The sequence below is a fragment of the Pseudooceanicola sp. NS-SX9 genome, from assembly GCF_057380705.1.
In genome coordinates this window covers 468,710-486,978 of the sequence record NZ_CM170818.1, presented here as the reverse complement: position 1 = coordinate 486,978, position 18,269 = coordinate 468,710, and the positions used below count along the sequence as shown (strand labels likewise).

Annotated in this window: 16 protein-coding genes; 6 read left to right on the top strand and 10 right to left on the bottom strand. The window is 66.7% G+C overall.

Features of this window, described 5'->3' with window-relative positions; all coding sequences use genetic code 11:
* Positions 1-314: 314 nt before the first annotated feature.
* Positions 315-971, top strand: coding sequence for a TetR/AcrR family transcriptional regulator (locus AC2ITM_RS02350; RefSeq protein ID WP_486468236.1), 657 nt, complete (start codon positions 315-317; stop codon positions 969-971).
* A 214-nt stretch (positions 972-1,185) separates the two neighbouring features.
* Here the strand turns inward: AC2ITM_RS02350 and AC2ITM_RS02345 are convergent, their stop codons facing one another.
* The 5 genes from AC2ITM_RS02345 to AC2ITM_RS02325 form a co-directional block, all read right to left on the bottom strand.
* Positions 1,186-3,378: a FepA family TonB-dependent siderophore receptor gene (locus tag AC2ITM_RS02345; RefSeq protein WP_486468235.1), complete on the bottom strand. Its 2,193-nt coding sequence runs from the start codon at positions 3,376-3,378 to the stop codon at positions 1,186-1,188.
* Positions 3,379-3,629: 251 nt separating this feature from the next.
* Complete coding sequence (locus AC2ITM_RS02340) at positions 3,630-4,376, bottom strand: SDR family NAD(P)-dependent oxidoreductase (protein ID WP_486468234.1); 747 nt, start codon at positions 4,374-4,376, stop codon at positions 3,630-3,632.
* A gap of 150 nt (positions 4,377-4,526) precedes the next feature.
* On the bottom strand, positions 4,527-5,675 hold the full coding sequence (locus tag AC2ITM_RS02335) for a class I SAM-dependent methyltransferase (RefSeq protein WP_486468233.1): 1,149 nt from the start codon (positions 5,673-5,675) through the stop codon (positions 4,527-4,529).
* The gene (locus AC2ITM_RS02330; RefSeq protein ID WP_486468232.1) at positions 5,675-6,433 is read right to left on the bottom strand and encodes a DUF1365 domain-containing protein; all 759 of its coding nucleotides are present in this window, start codon (positions 6,431-6,433) and stop codon (positions 5,675-5,677) included. The genes AC2ITM_RS02335 and AC2ITM_RS02330 overlap by 1 nt, the downstream gene beginning before the upstream one ends.
* On the bottom strand, positions 6,430-7,707 hold the full coding sequence (locus AC2ITM_RS02325; protein WP_486468231.1) for an NAD(P)/FAD-dependent oxidoreductase: 1,278 nt from the start codon (positions 7,705-7,707) through the stop codon (positions 6,430-6,432). The genes AC2ITM_RS02330 and AC2ITM_RS02325 overlap by 4 nt, the downstream gene beginning before the upstream one ends.
* A gap of 252 nt (positions 7,708-7,959) precedes the next feature.
* Between AC2ITM_RS02325 and AC2ITM_RS02320 the strand changes: the two genes are divergently transcribed.
* From AC2ITM_RS02320 to arsJ, 5 genes are read left to right on the top strand one after another with little or no spacing between them, the layout of a single operon-like run.
* Positions 7,960-8,514: a sigma-70 family RNA polymerase sigma factor gene (locus AC2ITM_RS02320; protein ID WP_486468230.1), complete on the top strand. Its 555-nt coding sequence runs from the start codon at positions 7,960-7,962 to the stop codon at positions 8,512-8,514.
* Complete coding sequence (locus AC2ITM_RS02315) at positions 8,514-9,146, top strand: ChrR family anti-sigma-E factor (RefSeq protein WP_486469378.1); 633 nt, start codon at positions 8,514-8,516, stop codon at positions 9,144-9,146. The genes AC2ITM_RS02320 and AC2ITM_RS02315 overlap by 1 nt, the downstream gene beginning before the upstream one ends.
* A 48-nt stretch (positions 9,147-9,194) precedes the next feature.
* Complete coding sequence (locus AC2ITM_RS02310; RefSeq protein WP_486468229.1) at positions 9,195-10,007, top strand: arsenate reductase/protein-tyrosine-phosphatase family protein; 813 nt, start codon at positions 9,195-9,197, stop codon at positions 10,005-10,007.
* Between the two features lie 9 nt (positions 10,008-10,016).
* Positions 10,017-11,015 (top strand): ArsJ-associated glyceraldehyde-3-phosphate dehydrogenase, encoded by a 999-nt coding sequence (locus AC2ITM_RS02305; protein ID WP_486468228.1) that lies wholly within the window; start codon positions 10,017-10,019, stop codon positions 11,013-11,015.
* A gap of 57 nt (positions 11,016-11,072) precedes the next feature.
* A complete protein-coding gene (arsJ, locus tag AC2ITM_RS02300) occupies positions 11,073-12,323 on the top strand; it encodes an organoarsenical effux MFS transporter ArsJ (RefSeq protein ID WP_486468227.1) in 1,251 nt (416 codons plus the stop codon).
* Positions 12,324-12,464: 141 nt separating this feature from the next.
* On the opposite strand, the gene rlmN is transcribed toward arsJ, so the two are convergent.
* The 5 genes from rlmN to AC2ITM_RS02275 form a co-directional block, all read right to left on the bottom strand.
* Positions 12,465-13,646 (bottom strand): dual-specificity RNA methyltransferase RlmN, encoded by a 1,182-nt coding sequence (gene rlmN / locus AC2ITM_RS02295; RefSeq protein WP_486468226.1) that lies wholly within the window; start codon positions 13,644-13,646, stop codon positions 12,465-12,467.
* A gap of 108 nt (positions 13,647-13,754) precedes the next feature.
* Positions 13,755-14,276 carry an invasion associated locus B family protein gene (locus AC2ITM_RS02290; protein ID WP_486468225.1) on the bottom strand — a complete coding sequence of 174 codons (522 nt, stop codon included), beginning with the start codon at positions 14,274-14,276 and terminating at the stop codon, positions 13,755-13,757.
* Between the two features lie 434 nt (positions 14,277-14,710).
* Positions 14,711-16,030, bottom strand: a complete 1,320-nt coding sequence (locus AC2ITM_RS02285; protein WP_486468224.1) for a M16 family metallopeptidase — start codon at positions 16,028-16,030, stop codon at positions 14,711-14,713.
* A complete protein-coding gene (locus AC2ITM_RS02280; RefSeq protein ID WP_486468223.1) occupies positions 16,027-17,421 on the bottom strand; it encodes a M16 family metallopeptidase in 1,395 nt (464 codons plus the stop codon). The genes AC2ITM_RS02285 and AC2ITM_RS02280 overlap by 4 nt, the downstream gene beginning before the upstream one ends.
* A 229-nt stretch (positions 17,422-17,650) precedes the next feature.
* Positions 17,651-18,247, bottom strand: coding sequence for a DUF3035 domain-containing protein (locus AC2ITM_RS02275; RefSeq protein ID WP_486468222.1), 597 nt, complete (start codon positions 18,245-18,247; stop codon positions 17,651-17,653).
* Between the last annotated feature and the right edge of the window lie 22 nt (positions 18,248-18,269).

The following is an 18,269-nucleotide window of genomic DNA, read 5'->3' as shown; positions in this document are numbered from 1 at the left end:
CTCCCTGAAAGTCCAGACGGTGGGGCGCCTGATGCGCATCTCCTCCGTCGTCCGAAACAAGGCCCCACCCGGCAATCGGGTCCTCCGGGGCCGTCTTTCCTTAAGCTGACGCAAAATCGAACGTTCGTCAATTTCGATTATTTGTCGATTTTTCCCGTGGGTCGGTGCAGGATCTGGAAGGAAATCCAATGTGTTGACGATTTAGGCAGAGCGGTACCCTGACCCTGCCCGGTGCCATGGGCTTGACCCGGCCGCGATTGTCGGGCGGTTGACCGTCGAATATGATTCGATCCCGAACCTTTCAGGAAAGGCGCATGAGCACACAGAAACCGGCCCCCGAAGGGCGCGTCGCGCGCTCGCAGCGGCGCAAGCGCAAGGCGCTGTTGTCCGCCGCCAGCGCGATCATGACCGAAAAGGGCGTGGACGCGACGACCATGCTGGAGATCGCCGAACGTGCCGATGTCGGCGCGGGCACCGTCTACAGCTACTTCAAGTCGAAGGAAGAACTGGCGATCGCGGTGCTGGAGGACCTGATGCACCAGCTGGGCCTGCGGATCGAGATGGTGACACGCCGTTTCGACGACCCGGCGCAGGTCTATGCCTTCGGCATCCGCAACGTGCTGGACGAGGCCGTGGATGATCCGCGCTGGCGGCTGCTGCTGCACCGTTCGGAATTCATCGCCGATGCCGCCTACCGGATGATGGGGCCCTTCGCGATCCGCGACCTGCAGCAGGCCCAGGCCGCCGGCCGGTTCGAGGTCCCCGACCCCGAACTGGTCTGGCGGCTGGCGACGACGGCGATCTTCGGCGCGGCGCTGGCCATCGTCGAGGGCCGCCTGCCCGGCGACAGCCGCCAGCAGATCATCACCCGGATTCTGTGCATGACCGGCATCGGCACCGACGCCGCCGCCGAACTGGCCGCGCGCGACCGCCCGCCCCTGCCCGAACTGCCCGACCAGCCCGAGGACTGACCCGCCGCGGGGCGCCCATCGGCTGCGGCTGCCGCCCACGGCGCATCCGCCCCTCAGGACCCCGCGCCTTTCCCAGATGCCCCCAGAGCGGACCCGGACGGCCCCGAATGCCCCCGGGATCAGGCACGGGGCCGGACTTCCGGGAAAACGGCCCCCGAACGCAAACCGGCCGCAGATCGCTCTGCGGCCGGTTCCCTCAAGGATCCCGCCGGGATCAGAAGGTCTTGGTCAGGCCAAAGAAATAGGCCCGGCCGGGTTCGTTGTAGGTCTCGGCCCCACTGCCCGAACGCAGGATCTGCTTGTCGAACAGGTTGCTGACGCCACCCTTCATGGTGAAGCCATCGCGGACCTGGTAGGCCAGCGTCAGGCTGGCCAGCGTGTAGGGATCGCGCGAGGTCGTGTCGTCATAGGCATAGCCCGTCGTCGCATTGGTCTGCGCCGCCGAGATCTTGCCGTAATGCGTCACCGCCGGAATCACCTTCAGCTTGTCGGTGGCCTGCCATTCCAGCGAGGCATTGACGGTGTATTTCGGCACCAGGCTCAGCGGGTCGCCGGTTTCCTTGTTCTCGGACTTGATCATCCAGGTGAAGTTGGTCAGCAGCTTCAGGTCATGGCGCAGCTGCGCCTGGAAGCTGCCCTCGACCCCCTCGACCAGGGCGCGGGGGATGTTTTCCCACTGGTAGACCCGGTAGGTCGAGCCATCGACCGTCAGTTCCGCGATCTGGTCGGTGCCGGCCTGGATCTTGTTGCGATAGTCATTGTGGAAGGCGGTCAGGGTCGCCTCGATGCCCTTCGGGCTGGAATAGGCCACGCCCAGCTCGGTGTTCAGGCTGGTTTCAGGCTTCAGATCCTCGTTGCCCAGCACGTAACAGGGGCCGTTGCGGTAATAGGGATAGGGGCAGCCGTTGCCGCTGGTGGTGTAGATGTAGTTCGGGTTCAGCTGGTACAGGTTCGGCGCCTTGAAGGCCTGCGCCACGCCGCCCTTCAGCGTCCAGTTGGAACTGACCTCGTAGCTGGCGTTCAGCGACCCCGACAGGTTCGCCCCGAAGGTATCGGCATAATCCGCCCGGATCGAGGGCGTGATCGCCAGCCGGTCGGTCCACATGATGTTGCCTTCGCCATAAAGGCCCACCATCGTCTGGCTGCTGACCGGATCGCGATCCGCGGCGCTGGCCGCCGTGCTGCCATAGCTAAAGTCGATATCGCCGCGCGAACTGATCGAGACCGGATCGTCCATGCGCTCGAACCGGATCTCGGCGCCGGTGGTCCATTTGGCCTCGTGGCCCAGGAAGCGGCCATTGCGGGTCAGTTCGGACTTGGCGGCGATATTGTCCAGCTTGACCGTGCCCCAGTCGCTGGCCGAGTTGATCGTGCCCTCGACCGAGCCAGTGCTCCCTTCGGACAGACGGCGGTTCTGGGTGTGCTCCCACTGGATGTAGTTGGTCACATCGCCAAAGGAATAGGTGCCCTTGTGGGTGACCGAGGCCGTCAGGCGGCGCATCTTGTTGGTGGTGGCCTGCTCGGCCGCCAGCGCATCGGCGGTGTCGGTGTTGCGCCCGCTGCTAAGCTGGGTGTCCCCCGCATAGATGTTGTCCTGCATCGAGTAGCCAAGCTCGAAGTCGAACGTATTGATGTCGCTGGGTTTCCAGCGCAGCATCGCCGAGGTGTCCTTGTTGATCACCCCTTCGGTGCCGGCGGGCGCGGTGTCGCCTTCGGCCACGGCCGAGGCGTTGATCTCGGGGTCATCGGGATCGGACTTGTTGTAGTTGCCGGTCAGCCGCAGGCTCAGGTCCTTGCTCAGCTTCTTTTCCCACAGCACGTTCACCCGGCGGTCGGCGCCCTCCAGGCTGCTTTCCGGCTGGTTGTAGTTGACCGAGACCTGGAACAGGTCCTTGTCGGGCTGCTTGGTGACGATGTTGACCACGCCACCTGCCGCACCCGAGCCATAGCGCGCCGCCGCCGGGCCGCGGATCACCTCGATATGGTCGATCAGCTCGGCCGGGACCCAGTTGCTGTCGCCCCGGGTGTCACGTTCGCCGGCGCGGCCCATCTTGACGCTGTCGCGCGACAGCACGGGTTTGCCGTCGATCAGGATCAGGGTGTTTTCCGGGCCCATGCCACGGATGTCGATCTGCCGCTGGTTGCCGCGCTGCCCCGAGGACGAGGCGCCGGTCAGGTTGACGCCCGGCATCTTGCGCACGACCTCGGAAATGTCGTTGGCGACACCCTGTTCCGCGATATCCTTGGACGAGATCACCGAGACGCCCAGCGATTGCAGCACCTCCTGCTCGTAGGACTTCACGTCGATGGAATCGAGGAGGATGACATCATCCTCCGATGTGGTGAGGGAAGTGGACGTCTCCTGGGCCAGCACCGGAGAGAACCCTGCCGACAGAAGCAGGGCCATAGCGGTACCGGACACCAGGCGTGCAGAGCAAGCCATGATGCCTCCGGTCAATGCGGAAATGAGAAGGTGGGAGGCTTGCGGGGCCGGATCAGGACCCGGGGCGGCTGGCGTCTGGAACCGGGATGTAAACGCTCGTCCAACAGTCACAAGGCAAAGATCCCGACTTTTTCAGTCAGGCACTTCATTTCGCGAAATGTGTTGCAAAAATGACATTTGCGAGAGCCCCGCGTGAGGGGCCCCCGCCAGAGGCCTCAGCCCGCGACGATGCGCGCGTAAAGGCGGAAGGGCAGGATCCGGCCCAGCACGGTAAAGACCCAGCTGAACGGGGTCGGGAAGGCCAGCTGCCGGGGTTCGCGGTTGCGCACCACGCACATCACCTGGCGGGCGGCTTCGTGGCTGTCCATGATCTGCGGCATGCGGAAGGCGTTCTTGGCGGTCAGACGGGTGCGGATAAAGCCCGGGTGGGCCACCTGCACGTCGACGCCGGTGCCCTTCAGGTCAATATACATATCCTCGGCCAGGTGGCGCAGCGCGGCCTTCGAGGCGCCATAGCCGATGGCCCCCGGCAGCCCCTTGAACGAGGCCAGCGACCCGATCAGCACCACATGTCCGTCGCCGCGATCAACCCAGGAGGGGATGACAGGCCCCAGCACCCGCAGCGCGCCCATGAAATTCGTGTCGGCCATCGCCACGACCTTTTCGGCATCCCAGTCCTGCGCGGTCATCGGGTCGTAATCGCCGACGCAATAGATCAGCCCGTCGGCCGCCCCGCCCCGCGGCAGCGCCGCCGCGACCGAGGCCGCATCCGTCACATCCATCGGCAGCACCTGCGCGCCGCCCAGCTCGTCCGCCAGCTGGTGCAGCCGGTCCTCGCTGCGCGCCGACAGGATCAGCTCGGCGCCCATGCGCTTCATCTCTTTTGCCAGATCACGGCCGAGCCCTTCGCTCGCGCCGATCAGCCAATAGGTCTTGCCAGTCAGGTCTCGTGTCCGGGACATGGAACATTCCTCGTTAAAAGGTGCACTTGTAAAACAGGCGGGACTTGCGGAAGCCGGCAGAAGCAACGCGACTTCCTTAACGTAAGTTAACGCGAGTCGGCCCGCTTTCCCCTATGGCAGATTGGCCATCGGCCGGAAAGCGCCTGCGACCTAGACCCGCAGCAGCTCGACCTGGACGACATCGGTCTGGCCGACCTCGAACGAGGCGGCGCAGATCCCCAGATAAAAGCGCCAGCTGCGCAAAAACGCCTCGGCATAGCCGAAACGGTGGATGCGCGGCGCCTCGGCCTCCATCCGGTCCAGCCAGGTGCGACAGGTGCGCGCATAGTCGCGTCCGAAGGCATGAGAGGAGGCGACGCGCAGCCCCGCCCCCGTCGCGGCCTTGGCGATCTGGTTGTCCGACAGCAGCATCCCGCCCGGAAAGGCATGGGCGCGGATGTAATCCGATCCCTTCCGGTAGGTCGGGAAATAGGCATCCGGCACGGTGATCGCCTGCACCATGGCGCGGCCGCCCTCGACCAGCCGGTCGCGGATCGTGGCGAAATAGGACGGCCAGTAGCGTTCGCCCACCGCTTCGATCATCTCGATCGAGACGATGCCCTCGAACCGGCCGTGGCTGTCGCGGTAATCGCGCAGCTGGATGTCGGCGCGCCCGTCCAGCCGCGCATCCGCATAGCCCTTCTGCGAGGGCGAGATCGTCAGCCCGGTGACATCGCGCCCCTGCCCCGCCGCGCGTTCGGCGAAACCGCCCCAGCCGCAGCCGATCTCCAGCACGCGGCCCGCATCGGGCAGGTGATCCAGGATCCGGTCGTACTTGCGCAGCTGGGCGCGTTCCAGATCATCGCCTTCGGCATAAAGCGCCGAGGAATAGGTCATCGACGGGTCGAGCCACAGCTGGAAGAACTCGTTCCCGACATCGTAATGCGCCTTGATGTTGCGCGCGGCGCCGCGGCGCGAATTGGCGCGCACCAGCCGGTCGATCAGACGGAACTTCAGGCTTTGCAGGGGGCTGGCATAGGCATAGGCGGAAAACTGGTCGAGGTTCAGCAGTGCCACGCGGGTCAGCGCCTCGATCGAGGGCGTGTCCCACAGCCCCGCCACATAGGTCTCCCCCATGCCGATGTCGCCGCGCGCGATCATCGCGGTGATGGCGGACCAGTCGTGGATCTGCAGCTCGGCCTCGGGGGTGCCCTGGCCAAAGCGGTGGGTGTCGCCCTCGGGTGTGATCACGCTCAGGCTGCCATGGGTGATCCCCTCGCAGGTCTTCAGGAATTCCGTCTTCACGCGGGCACTCAGCATCAGGTCAGGTCCTCCTTCGGGGGGGCGGGGCGGGTCGTGTAGCGCGCGCCCCTCGCCTTCAGTTTCAGGGCCTGCCAGTAGATCAGCACCAGCGTCCGCAACGGCCCCAGAGGGCGGCGCAGCGCCGCCCCCAGAAGGCCGCGGCTGGTCAGCGGCCGGCAGGGCCCGCCGAGGGTAGCGTAAAGACCCTCTTTACCATTGTCATGGTCAATCCGGATGTCGACGCGCCCGTCCTGCAGGGCAAAGCGGAAACTGTAGCCGCCCGCGACCTGCTGGAAGGGCGAGACATGAAAGACCTTCTGCGCCCGCAGCCGGTCGGTGGGGGCGATGGGCAGGAAACCGGGATGGGCGCACAGGTAGCTGTGGCGGTCGCCGAAGGTGTTGTTGACCTCGGCCACCACGGCGATCAGCGCCGCGCCCTCATAGACCAGCCAGAACGACACCGGGTTGAAGACGCGCCCCAGCAGCGCCGGCTGGGTCAGCAGCAGCACGCGGCTGATGCGGGCGGCAGGCAGGCCGCGTTCGGCCAGCACCGCGCGCAGCCAGGGCGCGCCCTGCCCCTGCCCGCGGATCCCGCCATGGTCGCGGTCATGCACCGAGGCAAGGTTGGCGCGGTTGCGGGAAAACAGCCACGGCCAGCGTTCGTCGCGTTCGGCGTCGATCAGCACGTAGTCCACCGCGTAGCGGAACCGGTGCCGCACAGCGCCGCGCCGGGCGTGCAGGGTCTGGCCGGGGATATGGCAGGGGGTGTCGATCATGCCAGCGCCGGGTCGATCTGCCGGGCGACGCGCACCGCGCTGGCAAAGCCGTCCTCGTGAAAGCCATGGCGCAGCCAGGCGCCGGCGAACCAGGTGGCATTCTGGCCCTGAATGGCAGCGATGCGGCGCTGCGCCTCCAAGGCCGGGCCGTCAAAGACCGGGTGGCGGAAGGTCTTGCGGTCATAGCTCAGCGCATCGGGGATGTCCTGCGCGGGGTTCAGGGTGACGAAAAGGGGATCCTCTTCGGGGATGTTCTGCAGCCGGTTCATCCAGTAGGTGACGCCGATCTGCGGCCGCGGCCGCCCGTCGGACTGGTAGACCCACGAAGACCAGCAGGCCCGCCGCCGGGGCATCTGCCGCGTGTCGCGGTGCAGCACCATGGTGTTGTCCTGGTATTTCACCGCCGAGAGCGCCTTCAGCTCGTCCCAGGTGGGGCGGGCCAGCAGCCGCAGCGCCTGGTCGGAATGGCAGGCCAGGATCACCTGGTCATAGCTTTCGGGCGGCGCCAGCATGGTGACGACCTCGGGGCGGGGGCCGTGGCGACGCACCGCGGCAATCGGCGTGCCGGTGCGGATGGTCACGCCAAGGGCCGTCAGATGGCGGGTCAGGCGATCCACATATTGTATGGATCCACCATCAACCGTCCACCACTGGTGCTGCCCCCGGGCAGACAGCAAGGCATGATTGCGGAAGAACCGCAGCAGCGGCCGCGCCGGAAAGGCCGCGATCCCCTCGGGCGGGGTGGACCAGATCGCGCCGCAGATCGGCTGCAGGTAATATTCACGGAACCAGCGGCCCAGCCGCATCTGCGCCATCAGCTCTCCGATGGTCAGGCTGTCGTCCTGTGCCAGCGCCTCGGCCCCGGCGTTGAAGCGCAGAATATCGCGGATCATCGCCGCAAAGCCCGGCCGCAGCAGGTTGCGCCGCTGCCCCAGCACCGCGCCCAGATCGCGCAGCCCGTATTCCACCCGCCCCCCGGCGATGGTGGCGCCAAAGCTCATGTCGCTTTTCATCACCGGCACGTCCAGGTCGCGGAACATCCGCGTCAGATGCGGATAGTTGGCATAGTTGAAGACGATGAAGCCGGTATCGACCGGCTGGTCCCCCCGCAGCCCGGCGGTGACGGTGCGGGCATGGCCACCCAGGCGGTCCTCGGCCTCGTAAAGCGTCACCCTGTGATGCGGCGCCAGCTGGTAGGCCGCCGCCAGCCCCGAGATCCCCGCCCCGATGATGGCGATCTTCTGCGGACGAAAGGACAGCGCGTCGAAGGACATGGGCGTCTCCTGCATGGGTTCGGATAAGGATACGGTCCAGATCCCCCGGCAGTTCACAAAGAAAGGGCGGCGCGGGCGAAAAAATCCCCCACGGCGCGAAATCTTCCCCCCGCCGGTGATCCGGGGGCGCCGGCGCCGCGTAGTCCTGACATGTTGAACCCGGACCCGATGCCTGCAACAGTTTCCCCCAAGCGCGCGACCAGACCCGCGCGGCAGGACGCATGGCAGAAAGGCAGGCCGGCGGTGACCCAGATGGCTTCCGACACCCCCAGCACCCAGACCGAATGGATGCTGGCGATCCGCGATCACCGGGATCGGGCGGCCTTCGCGCGGCTCTTTGCCTTCTACGGGCCGCGGATCAAGGGGATGCTGATGCGCTCGGGCATGACCGGCGCCGAGGCCGAGGACGTCGTGCAGGACGTGATGCTGCAGGTCTGGCGCAAGGCGGCGCAGTTCGATCCCGCCCGGGCCCAGGTCTCGGGGTGGATCTACCGGATCGCGCGCAACCGCCAGATCGACCTGGTGCGCCGCGCGCCGCGCTCCCTGCCCGAGGAGGTAGAGCTTGCCACCCCGCCCGAAGACGACCCCGGCCAGCAGCTGGCCCTGTCGCAGGAGGCCCACGAACTGCGTGCCGCCCTCGACCGGCTCAGCCCCGACCAGCGCGACGTGATCGCGCGCGCCTATCTGGGCGACCTCACCCACGGAGAGATCCGGGCCGAAACCGGCCTGCCTCTCGGTACCATCAAATCGCGCATCCGCCTGGGGCTGGAGCGGCTGCGCCACGACCTGAAGGATCTGCGATCGTGATGGCCAAGACCGCCCATCATATCCCCGACACCATGCTGGCGGCCTATGCCGCAGGCCAGCTGCCCCGCACGTTCGAACTGGTGGTGGCGGCGCATGTATCGCTGTGCGACGACTGCCGCGCGCTGCTGGACGCCCGGGACACCCTGGCCGGCACCCTGCTGGAAGGGGGTGAAACGCCCGCGCTTTCCGATGGCGCGCTGGACCGGATGCTGGCCCGTCTGGATGATGCGCCCGCGCCGAAGGGCCCCGCCCGGATGGGGATCTATCCCGGCCCCGTGGCCGAGGTGCTGAACCATGCCGAACCGCGCTGGCGCCCGGCGGGCGGCGGTGTGCGCCAGAAGATCCTGATGGAAGACGGCAAGGGATCCGTCCGGCTGCTGTGGATCCCCGGCGGCATGGCCGTGCCCGACCACGGCCACAACGGGCTGGAACTGACACTGGTCCTGCAGGGCGCCTTCCGCGACGAGACCGGCCATTTCGGCCCCGGCGACGTCGAAATCGCCGATGAAACGCTGGAACACACCCCCATCGCGGTCGAGGGCTCCCCCTGTATCTGCCTGGCCGCCACCGATGCACGGCTGCGCTTCCGCGCCTTCCTGCCGCGCCTCGCGCAGCCCTTCCTGCGGATCTAGGGCCGTTCCCGCTGGACACAGCGCCTATATTTCCATATTTCATGAAATATGGAAAATACGATTCTCGCCCAGCTTTCGACCCTTGGACATGCGCAGCGCCTGGCGATCTGGCGGCTGCTGATGCGCCGCTATCCCCAGGCCCTGCCGGCCGGAGAGGTGGCTGACATCCTGCAGCTGAAACCCTCGACCCTGTCGGTCTATCTGGGCGCCCTGCGCGGCGCCGGCCTGATCGAACAGGAACGCGCCGGGACCTCGCTGCGCTACCGCGCGCAGCCGCAGGCGGCGGATGCGCTGCTGGGCTACCTCTTTGCCGATTGCTGCCGCGGCCGCCCCCAGGCCTGCCTGCCCGCCAGCGCAGGCCCGGGCCAGGATCGCCTCTTCAACGTGCTTTTCCTGTGCACCGGCAATGCCGCGCGCTCGGCCTTCGCGGAAACCCTGCTAAGGGCCCTTGCCGGCGACAGGTTCCGCGCCTTCTCGGCCGGAACCCAGCCCCGCGCGGCGCTGCATCCGCTGACCCTCGACACGCTGCGCGCCAATGGCCACGACGCGTCAGAGCTGCACCCGAAACCGCTGGACACCTTCCAGGGCCCCGATGCGCCACAGATGGATTTCATCTTCACCCTCTGCGATTCCGCCGCGAACGAGGACTGCCCCGCCTGGCCCGGCCTGCCCGTCACCGCCCATTGGGGCCTGCCGGATCCGGCCGCCGCCCCCGGCACCCCGGCCGAATGCGCCCTCGCCTTCCAGGCCGCCTATGACGGGCTCAAGGCCCGCCTTTCCGCCTTCACCGCCCTGCCCCTGACCGACCTCGACCGGATCGCGCGGCAACACGCCGTGGACCGCATCGCCCTCACCCCATAGGAGACCGCCATGACCACCTATGCCCTGAACGGCCTTGGCCGGATCGGCAAGCTTGCCCTGCGCCCGCTGCTGCGCGCAGGCGACCGCATCGCCTGGATCAACGACGCCGAAGGCGATGCGGCGACCCATGCGCATCTGCTGGAATTCGACACGGTACATGGCCGCTGGGACGCCCGGATCAGCCATGACGACAGCGCCGTCACCATCGACGGCACCCGGCTGCCCTTCATCGGCACCCGCCAGATCGCCGACCTGCCGCTTCGGGGCGTCGACGTGGTGATCGACTGCACCGGCACCTTCAAGACCGAGGCGAAACTACGCCCCTATTTCGACGCCGGAGTGAAAAAGGTCGTGGTCTCGGCCCCGGTCAACGACGGCCCCACCGCCAATGTCGTCATGGGCGTCAACGACGGCATCTACGATCCGGCGCAGCACCATATCGTCACCGCCGCCAGCTGCACCACCAACTGCCTGGCGCCGGTGGTCAAGGTCCTGCACGAGGGGCTGGGGATCCGTCACGGCTCGATGACGACGATCCACGACGTGACCAACACCCAGACCATCGTCGACCGCGCCCACAAGGACCTGCGCCGGGCGCGCTCGGCGCTGAACGCGCTCATTCCCACCACCACCGGCTCGGCCCGCACCGTCGGCCTGATCTTCCCCGAGCTCGCCGGCAAGCTGAACGGCCATGCGGTACGCGTGCCGCTGCTGAACGCCTCGCTGACCGATTGCGTCTTCGAGGTCGCCCACCCAACGACCGCCGAAGAGGTCAACGCCCTCTTCAAGGCCGCCGCCGAAGGGCCGCTCAAGGGCATCCTCGGCTACGAGAACCGCCCCCTCGTCTCCTCCGATTACGTCAACGACCCCCGCAGCGCGATCGTCGATGCCCTCTCGACCCTTGTGATCGGCGGCACCCAGGTCAAGGTCTACGCCTGGTACGACAACGAATGGGGCTATGCCCACCGCCTGGTCGACGTTGCCCGGATGGTCGGCGCGCGCCTCTGACCTTCATCTTTCCCCAAATATGCAAGCCGCCACCCGCCACCGCCCCCGGAGGTTCCGATGACAGACACCCCGCCCGCCAGAGGCGCCCTTCAGGCCTATGTCGCCGTCACCATGGCCTACTGGGCCTTCATGCTGACCGACGGCGCCCTGCGGATGCTGGTGCTGCTGCATTTCCATGACCTGGGCTTTTCCCCGGTGCAGCTGGCCTACCTGTTCCTGCTCTACGAGGTCGCGGGCATGGCCACCAACCTCTGCGCCGGGTGGCTGGCGGCACGCTTCGGCCTGACCCGCACGCTTTACGCGGGCCTCTCGCTGCAGGTGCTGGCCCTGCTGGCGCTGGCCCGGCTCGACCCGGGCTGGGGCCTCTGGCCCTCGGTCGCCTATGTGATGGCGGTGCAGGGCCTCAGCGGCATCGCCAAGGACCTCGCCAAGATGAGTTCCAAATCCGCGGTGAAACTGCTGGCCCCTTCCGGCAAGGCGGGGCTGTTCCGCTGGGTGGCCGTGCTGACCGGCTCGAAGAACGCGGTCAAGGGCGCGGGCTTCCTGCTGGGTGCGGGCCTGCTGGCGGTCGCGGGCTTCACGCCCGCCGTGCTGGGCATGGCGGCCGTCCTGGCCCTGATCCTGGCGGCCGTGATCTGGCGAATGCCCCCCGGCCTGCCCGCCGGCAAAAAGGGCGTGAAATTCACCGAGGTCCTCTCCAGCGACCCGAACGTCAACTGGCTCAGCTTCGCGCGGGTCTTCCTGTTCGGCGCCCGCGACGTCTGGTTCGTTGTGGGCATCCCGATCTACTTCTACGCGGTGCTCTCCGATGGCACCCCCGAGGCCGACCACGCCGCCTTCTTCGCGATCGGCGGCTTCATGGCGCTCTGGACGATCCTCTACGGCGCCATGCAGGCGCTGGCCCCGAAGATCCTGCGCGCCCGCACCCGCCCCCAACCCGAGCTGATCCGCGCCGCCCGCCCCTGGGTCACAGGCCTCATCGCATTGCCAGCCACCCTAGCCCTGCTGAGCCTCCTCCACCCGGCCCCCGCCCCTTGGCTGACAACAGCCCTGGTGCTGGGCCTCCTGGCCTTCGGAGCGCTCTTCGCCGTGAACTCGGCGCTGCATTCCTACCTGATCCTGGCCTTCACCAGCGGCGACCGGGTCACGATGGACGTGGGCTTCTACTACATGGCGAATGCGGCCGGCAGGCTTCTGGGCACGCTGCTCTCGGGCCTCAGCTACCAGCTGGGCGGATTGCCCGCCTGCCTTGGCACAGCGGCCGTGCTTCTGGCGCTCAGCCGCTTCGGTGCGGCCCGACTGGGATGAAAATTCGGCGCCTGACGGCGCCGAGCCTCCGGCGGGAGTATTTATGGTCAGATGAAAGAACCGGTTCTTCATCATCTGACCGGAAATACTCCGGGGGAGTCTCCGCAGGAGACGGGGGCAGCGCCCCCTTCCCCCTTGCCGTCAGAGACCCGCTTCCTGAGCGATCTGCGCCCGCGACTTGCGCGCGCGTTCGGTGGCCGATTTCAGCTGACCGCAGGCCGCCATGATATCCTCGCCCCGCGGCGTGCGGATCGGCGAGGCATAGCCCGCCTTGTGGATGATGTCGGCGAACTTGCGGATCCGCGTCCAGTCCGAGCGCTGGTAGGGCGAGCCGGGCCATTCGTTGAACGGGATCAGGTTGATCTTGGCTGGAATCCCCGAGATCAGCCGCACGAGACGGCGCGCATCCTCGTCGCTGTCGTTCACATCCTTCAGCATCACGTATTCGAAGGTGATGCGTTCCGAATTCGACAGCCTCGGATAGTCCTTCAGCGCTGCCAGCAACGTCTCGATGTTCCAGCGCTTGTTGATCGGCACCAGCTTGTCGCGAACCTCGTCCGTCGTGGCGTGGAACGACACCGCCAGCAGGCAGCCGATTTCCTCGGCGGCACGGGCGATCTCGGGCACCACGCCCGAGGTCGACAGCGTGATCCGGCGGCGCGACAGGGCAATCCCCTCGCCATCCATGGCGATCTTCATCGCGTCACGCACGCCCTCGAAATTGTAGAGCGGCTCGCCCATGCCCATCAGCACGATGTTTGACAGCAGGCGCGTCTCGTCCTTGGGCTGGCCGGGGGTCGGCCATTCATCCAGGTCATCGCGCGCCAGCATGATCTGCCCGACGATTTCCCCGGGCGTCAGGTTACGCACCAGCTTCTGCGTACCCGTGTGGCAGAACGAGCAGGTCAGCGTGCAGCCCACCTGCGACGACACGCAAAGCGTGCCGCGGTCTGCCTCGGGGATATAGACCACTTCGACTTCGTGGCCGCCGGCAATCCGCACCAGGTATTTCCGCGTGCCGTCTTCCGAGACCAGCTTCGAGACCATTTCCGGCAACTCGATCACAAAGTGATCCTGCAGCAGCGCCCGGTAATCCTTGGCCAGGTTGGTCATCAGGTCAAAGTCGCGCACCCCCCAATGGTAGACCCACTGCCAGACCTGGTTCAGACGCATCTTGATCTGCTTTTCCGGCGTGCCGGCCTCCAGCAGCGCCTGACGCATCCCCTCCCGCGTCAGACCGACAAGGTTCACCGGCCCTTCCGGAAGCTTCCGGGGGATCGTCATCACATCCTGGGTGATCGGGGCGGTGGGGGTCTGGCTCATCGGTGGCGGCTCCTGCTCAAGGTCAGGGGTTATAGCGGATTCGTCCGCACATGAAAACAGGGCGCGTCACGCATGACGCCCCCTGGCCTTTCGCATGCCACGCCCGGCTTACTTGCAGCGCTTCTGCGATTCCTCCAGCGCTGCGGTGAAACCGCTCAGCGAGAAGGTGTCCTGTGTCTGCGTGCCGCGGCTGGAATGGCCGGTCAGCACTGCCTCGGCGCCCGCCTTCATCGACGCCAGGATCTTGGCATCGTCACCGGCGCTGGCGGGCCAGGCCCATTCACCCTCGGTGTACAGATCGAACTTGCTGCTGCCCACCACCAGCGTCACAGTCGAGCCCGACGCGAAGGGATAGCCCCCGGTAAACGCCAGTTGCCCGCTGACATTCGAGGCCGGCCGGTAGAAGGCCATCAGCTGGATCTCGCCGCGCGACACCTGCACGGGCTTGCCGCCCTTGCTGTTCACCGTCGATTTCGGCACCGACACCGCCCAGCATTCCTTCGGGTTGGAATCCTCGAACACGCTCCAGTCGGTTTTCACCGAAACGCGATTGTCGCTCTCCTGTTGGGCATGGGCTCCGCCTGCCATCAGCGCAAGTACCGCTGCGGCCGCAAGGGTCCGGGATGTCATGTAACTAGCCTCCAAGTTCTCTGCCTCTGAACCACCCCGGCACCTTCATTGGCGCTCTTGGGCTGTCTTCTTGCTTCGATGGTGCAACAATAATCCAATTTCTGCCACAGGCGAAAGGCGAAGGCGGAAAAAATCGCAGAAGCTTGAAGGTTCCGCCCATAAGTGATTCGCCCGGACAATGCGCGCAACCTTGCCCCACAGCAGGCAAGACCCCGCGAACCGGCCCCTTCCGGCCATGCCGCATCGGTCAGCCAGCCCCCTTCCCCTGCGGCCCAGACGCCATGCAAACGCCACCGATCCAGACCGCAACCGCCCCCGCGCGGGACCGGTTCTTTCATCTGGCCCGAAATACCCTCGGGGGTGAATGACAGCCCGCAGGGCTGGCAGAGGGGGCAGACAGCCCCCTCCCCCTCGCCGCAGCTCCGCACGCACCGTCACTTGCCGGCCGCATCCTCCGGCAGGCCCACGGGCTTGCCCACCACCACGAAATGCAGCTTGGCCGGGTCCAGGTATGCCTTCGCCACCCGGTTCACATCCGCCAGCGTCACCGCCTCGATCTTGTCATTGCGCGACGCCGGGTAGTCGATCGGCATGCCGTCATGCTGCATCCCCACCAGGATCGAGGCGATGGTGCCGTTGCCGTCAAAGCGCAGCGGGTATTCCCCCGTCATGTACTTCTTGGCATTGGCCAGCTCCTCGGCGGTGACACCGTTCTTCGCGACCTCGCCCCACTGGTCCTTGATGACCTGGATCGCCTCGGCCACCTTCGCGTTCGAGGACGCCACAGATCCCATCCACAGATCCGCATGATCGCGGTCCACCAGATAGGAATAGACACCATAGGTCAGGCCGCGCTTGACGCGGACCTCCTTCATCAGACGGCTTTCAAAGCTGCCGCCGCCCAGGATCGTGTTCAGCACATAGGCCGGGTAGAAATCCGGATCATCCAGCCCCAGCCCCTTCTGCGCCCACAGGACCTGCGCCTGCGGCGTGTCGTAGGGCACCACCGTCACCCCGGGCTTCAGCGTCAGCGTCGCGTCCTTCGGCAGCGCCACGCCCCCCGTCGGCAGATCGCCCAGCAGCCGGTCCAGCAACTTGCCCAGCTGATCAGGGGTGATGTCGCCCACGGCCGCGATGCTGACGCGGTTCTTCACCATGACATCCTTCCAGGCGGTCACGATGTCGTCGCGGCTCAGCGCCTTGACGCTGGCCTCGGTGCCGTTCAGCGACGTGGCATAGGGGTGATCGCCGTAGACCTCCCGGTCGAAGGTGTCCGAGGCGATGCTGCCCGGGTCCTGGCTGTCCGAGGCGATCACCGACAGCACCTGGTCGCGCACCCGGTCAATGGCATCCTGCGGGAAGGTGGGTTCGACCAGGGACTGGCGCAGCAGGTCCACCGCCTTGTCGCGATTCTGCGTCAGGAACCGCGCCGAGACCGACAGCGCGTCGTCATCGGCATCATAGCCGAAGCTGGCCGCCAGGTCGTCCTCGGCCTTGGCGAACTGCTGGCTGTCCATCTTCCCCGAGCCCTCTTCCAGCAGCCCGGTCATCAGGTTGGTGGCCCCGCGCTTGCCCGGCAGGTCCAGGGATGCGCCGCCCGCGAACTGCATGTCGAGCGCGGTGAAGGGAATCGAGCGCTCCTCGACCAGCCAGGCGGTGATGCCACCGGGGCTGGTGACCTTCTGGATATGCACCTCGGCCGCGGCGGGCACCGCCACGAGGGTGACAAGAACGGGCAGGACGAAACGGATCATCGGGTCATCTCCCCGGTTGCGGGCGCCGCGATGGCGGCGGGGGCGTCGGTCCCTTTGTCGGATCCGGGCGGCGTCAGGTAGCCGGTGACGGCATGGTCGCGGTCCAGCACCGCCCGGGCGGCGGCCATGATCTGGTCGGGCGTCGTGGCCTCGAGGATCCCGGGCCAGGCCTGCACGTCCGAAACCGTCAGCCCCGTCGCCAGCGCCGCGCCGTACATCCGCGCCAGCCCCCCCACGTTGTCGCGCTGATAGATCTGCCCGGCCTTGATCTGCATCTTGATCCGGTCCAGGTCCTGCGGGTCCACGCCATCCTTCAGGAACTGCGCCAGCACGTCGTCGATGCCGGCCTCAAGCTGTTCCAGCGTCACGCCCGGCGCCGGCGCACCATAGACGCCAAAGGTCGTCTGGTCATGGCTGAGGCCCGAATAATAGGCCGAGGCATAGACGGCGAGCTTCTTCTGCACCACCAGCGCATCGTAAAGCTTGCCCGTGTTGCCCCCCAGCAGGTCCGACAGCAGTTCCAGCGCGGCGGCCTGCTGCTGGTCGTCATGGCGGCGCTCAGGCGCCAGATAGCTGCGCATCATGTAGGGCTGGGCCACGCGCGGATCGTGCATCGTCAGGCGACGCTCGGCCAGCTGCGGCGGCTCTTGCGGGCGCAGGCGCGCGGGCAGGTCGGGATTGGCGGGGATGGGCCCGTAATACTGCTGGGCCAGCGCCTTGACCTTGTCGGGGGTCACGTCGCCCGCCACCACCAGCACCGCGTCGTTCGGGGCATAGTAGGTGTGGTAGAAATCGGTCGCTTCCTTCAGCGACAGCTTCTCCATCTCCTGGCGCCAGCCGATGACGGGAATGCCGTAGGGGCTGTTCATGTACTGCGCCGCATCCATCTGTTCGCCGAACAGGGCCTGGGGATTGCTGTCGGTGCGCATGGCGCGCTCTTCCAGGATGACCTGGCGCTCGGTCTTCACGACATCGGGCGTCAGCTTCAGATGGGTCATCCGGTCGGCTTCCATCTGCATCATCAGCGGCAGGCGATCCGCGGCGACGCGCTGGAAATAGGCCGTGTAGTCCTGGGTGGTGAACGCATTGTCCGAGCCCCCGTTGGCCGCCACCGTGGCCGAGAACTGGCCATCCTTCACCGTGTCGGTGCCCTTGAACATCAGGTGTTCCAGGAAGTGGGCAATGCCCGAGACGCCGGGTTTCTCGTCGGCGGCGCCGACCTTGTACCAGACCATCTGGACCACGGCCGGGGCGCGGTGATCCTCGATCACGACGACTTCCAGACCGTTGTCGAGCTTGAAATCGCTCACCTGGTCGGTGGTGTCCGCGGCCATCGCCGGGGAGGTCAGACTGGCAAGGGCAAGGGCCCCCACCGCGAGCCGCATAGGCATGCGCTCTCCTTTTCGCTGAACGAACATCGGGGGAAAGATACGGCGCGGATGCGGCCTCGCAAGCCACGCCGGGTCATCTCACCGGCTTGTGTAGAGCAAGGGTAGCAGGGCGCGCAGCAAACACAATCGGGACGTGTGATGCGAAAGGGGCGGTGCCATCGGCCCCGCCCCCGTCTGATCACTTGTCAGGTCCGATCACTTGGCAGGCCCGCTCACGTGTCGGGCCCAATCATTTGTCAGGATTGACCCAATAGGCATCCAGCTTCTTGTCCTGCGGCAGCGGCGTGCCGCCCAGGAAGCCCGCCACGGCCCCGTCGCCCGGAGGGGCGGAGGGCGTCTTGATTCCCTTGGCCCGGGCCCAGGCGACGACCTTCTGGGGATCCAAGGAATACTTCTCGTAGGCCTGGTAGTAGCGGTCGACACCGAAGATGTTCAGCGCGTCAAAGCCCGACTGGCGCTTGCGGAAGGCCAGGTCCTCGCTGGCCAGGGTCTGGCGGATCGAAGGATCCGAGCCGCCGCGCGCCGCATAGCTGACCAGCGCCCCGTCGGCCGCGGGAATGCTGCCCGTGGGCACCGCCGCCGAGGGCTTGCCGCCGAGCGCCGCGATGGCATCGGCCTTGGGCGTCGGATCGACCAGGTTGGTTCCGCCCGGCGTCGGCACCGGAAGGGTGCTGTAATCCGCGGGCTTCTGCAGTTCCTTGGTCGGAATGACGTCGAATTCCTCGGGGCCCGACGATGCGGGGTGATATCGGCGCAGAGCGATATTGTCATCGCTTCCGCAGGCCGCCAGCGCACACACCGTTGCCAGCGCAAGACCCGTAGCCATTCTCATCGGCAGCCTCCTTGTT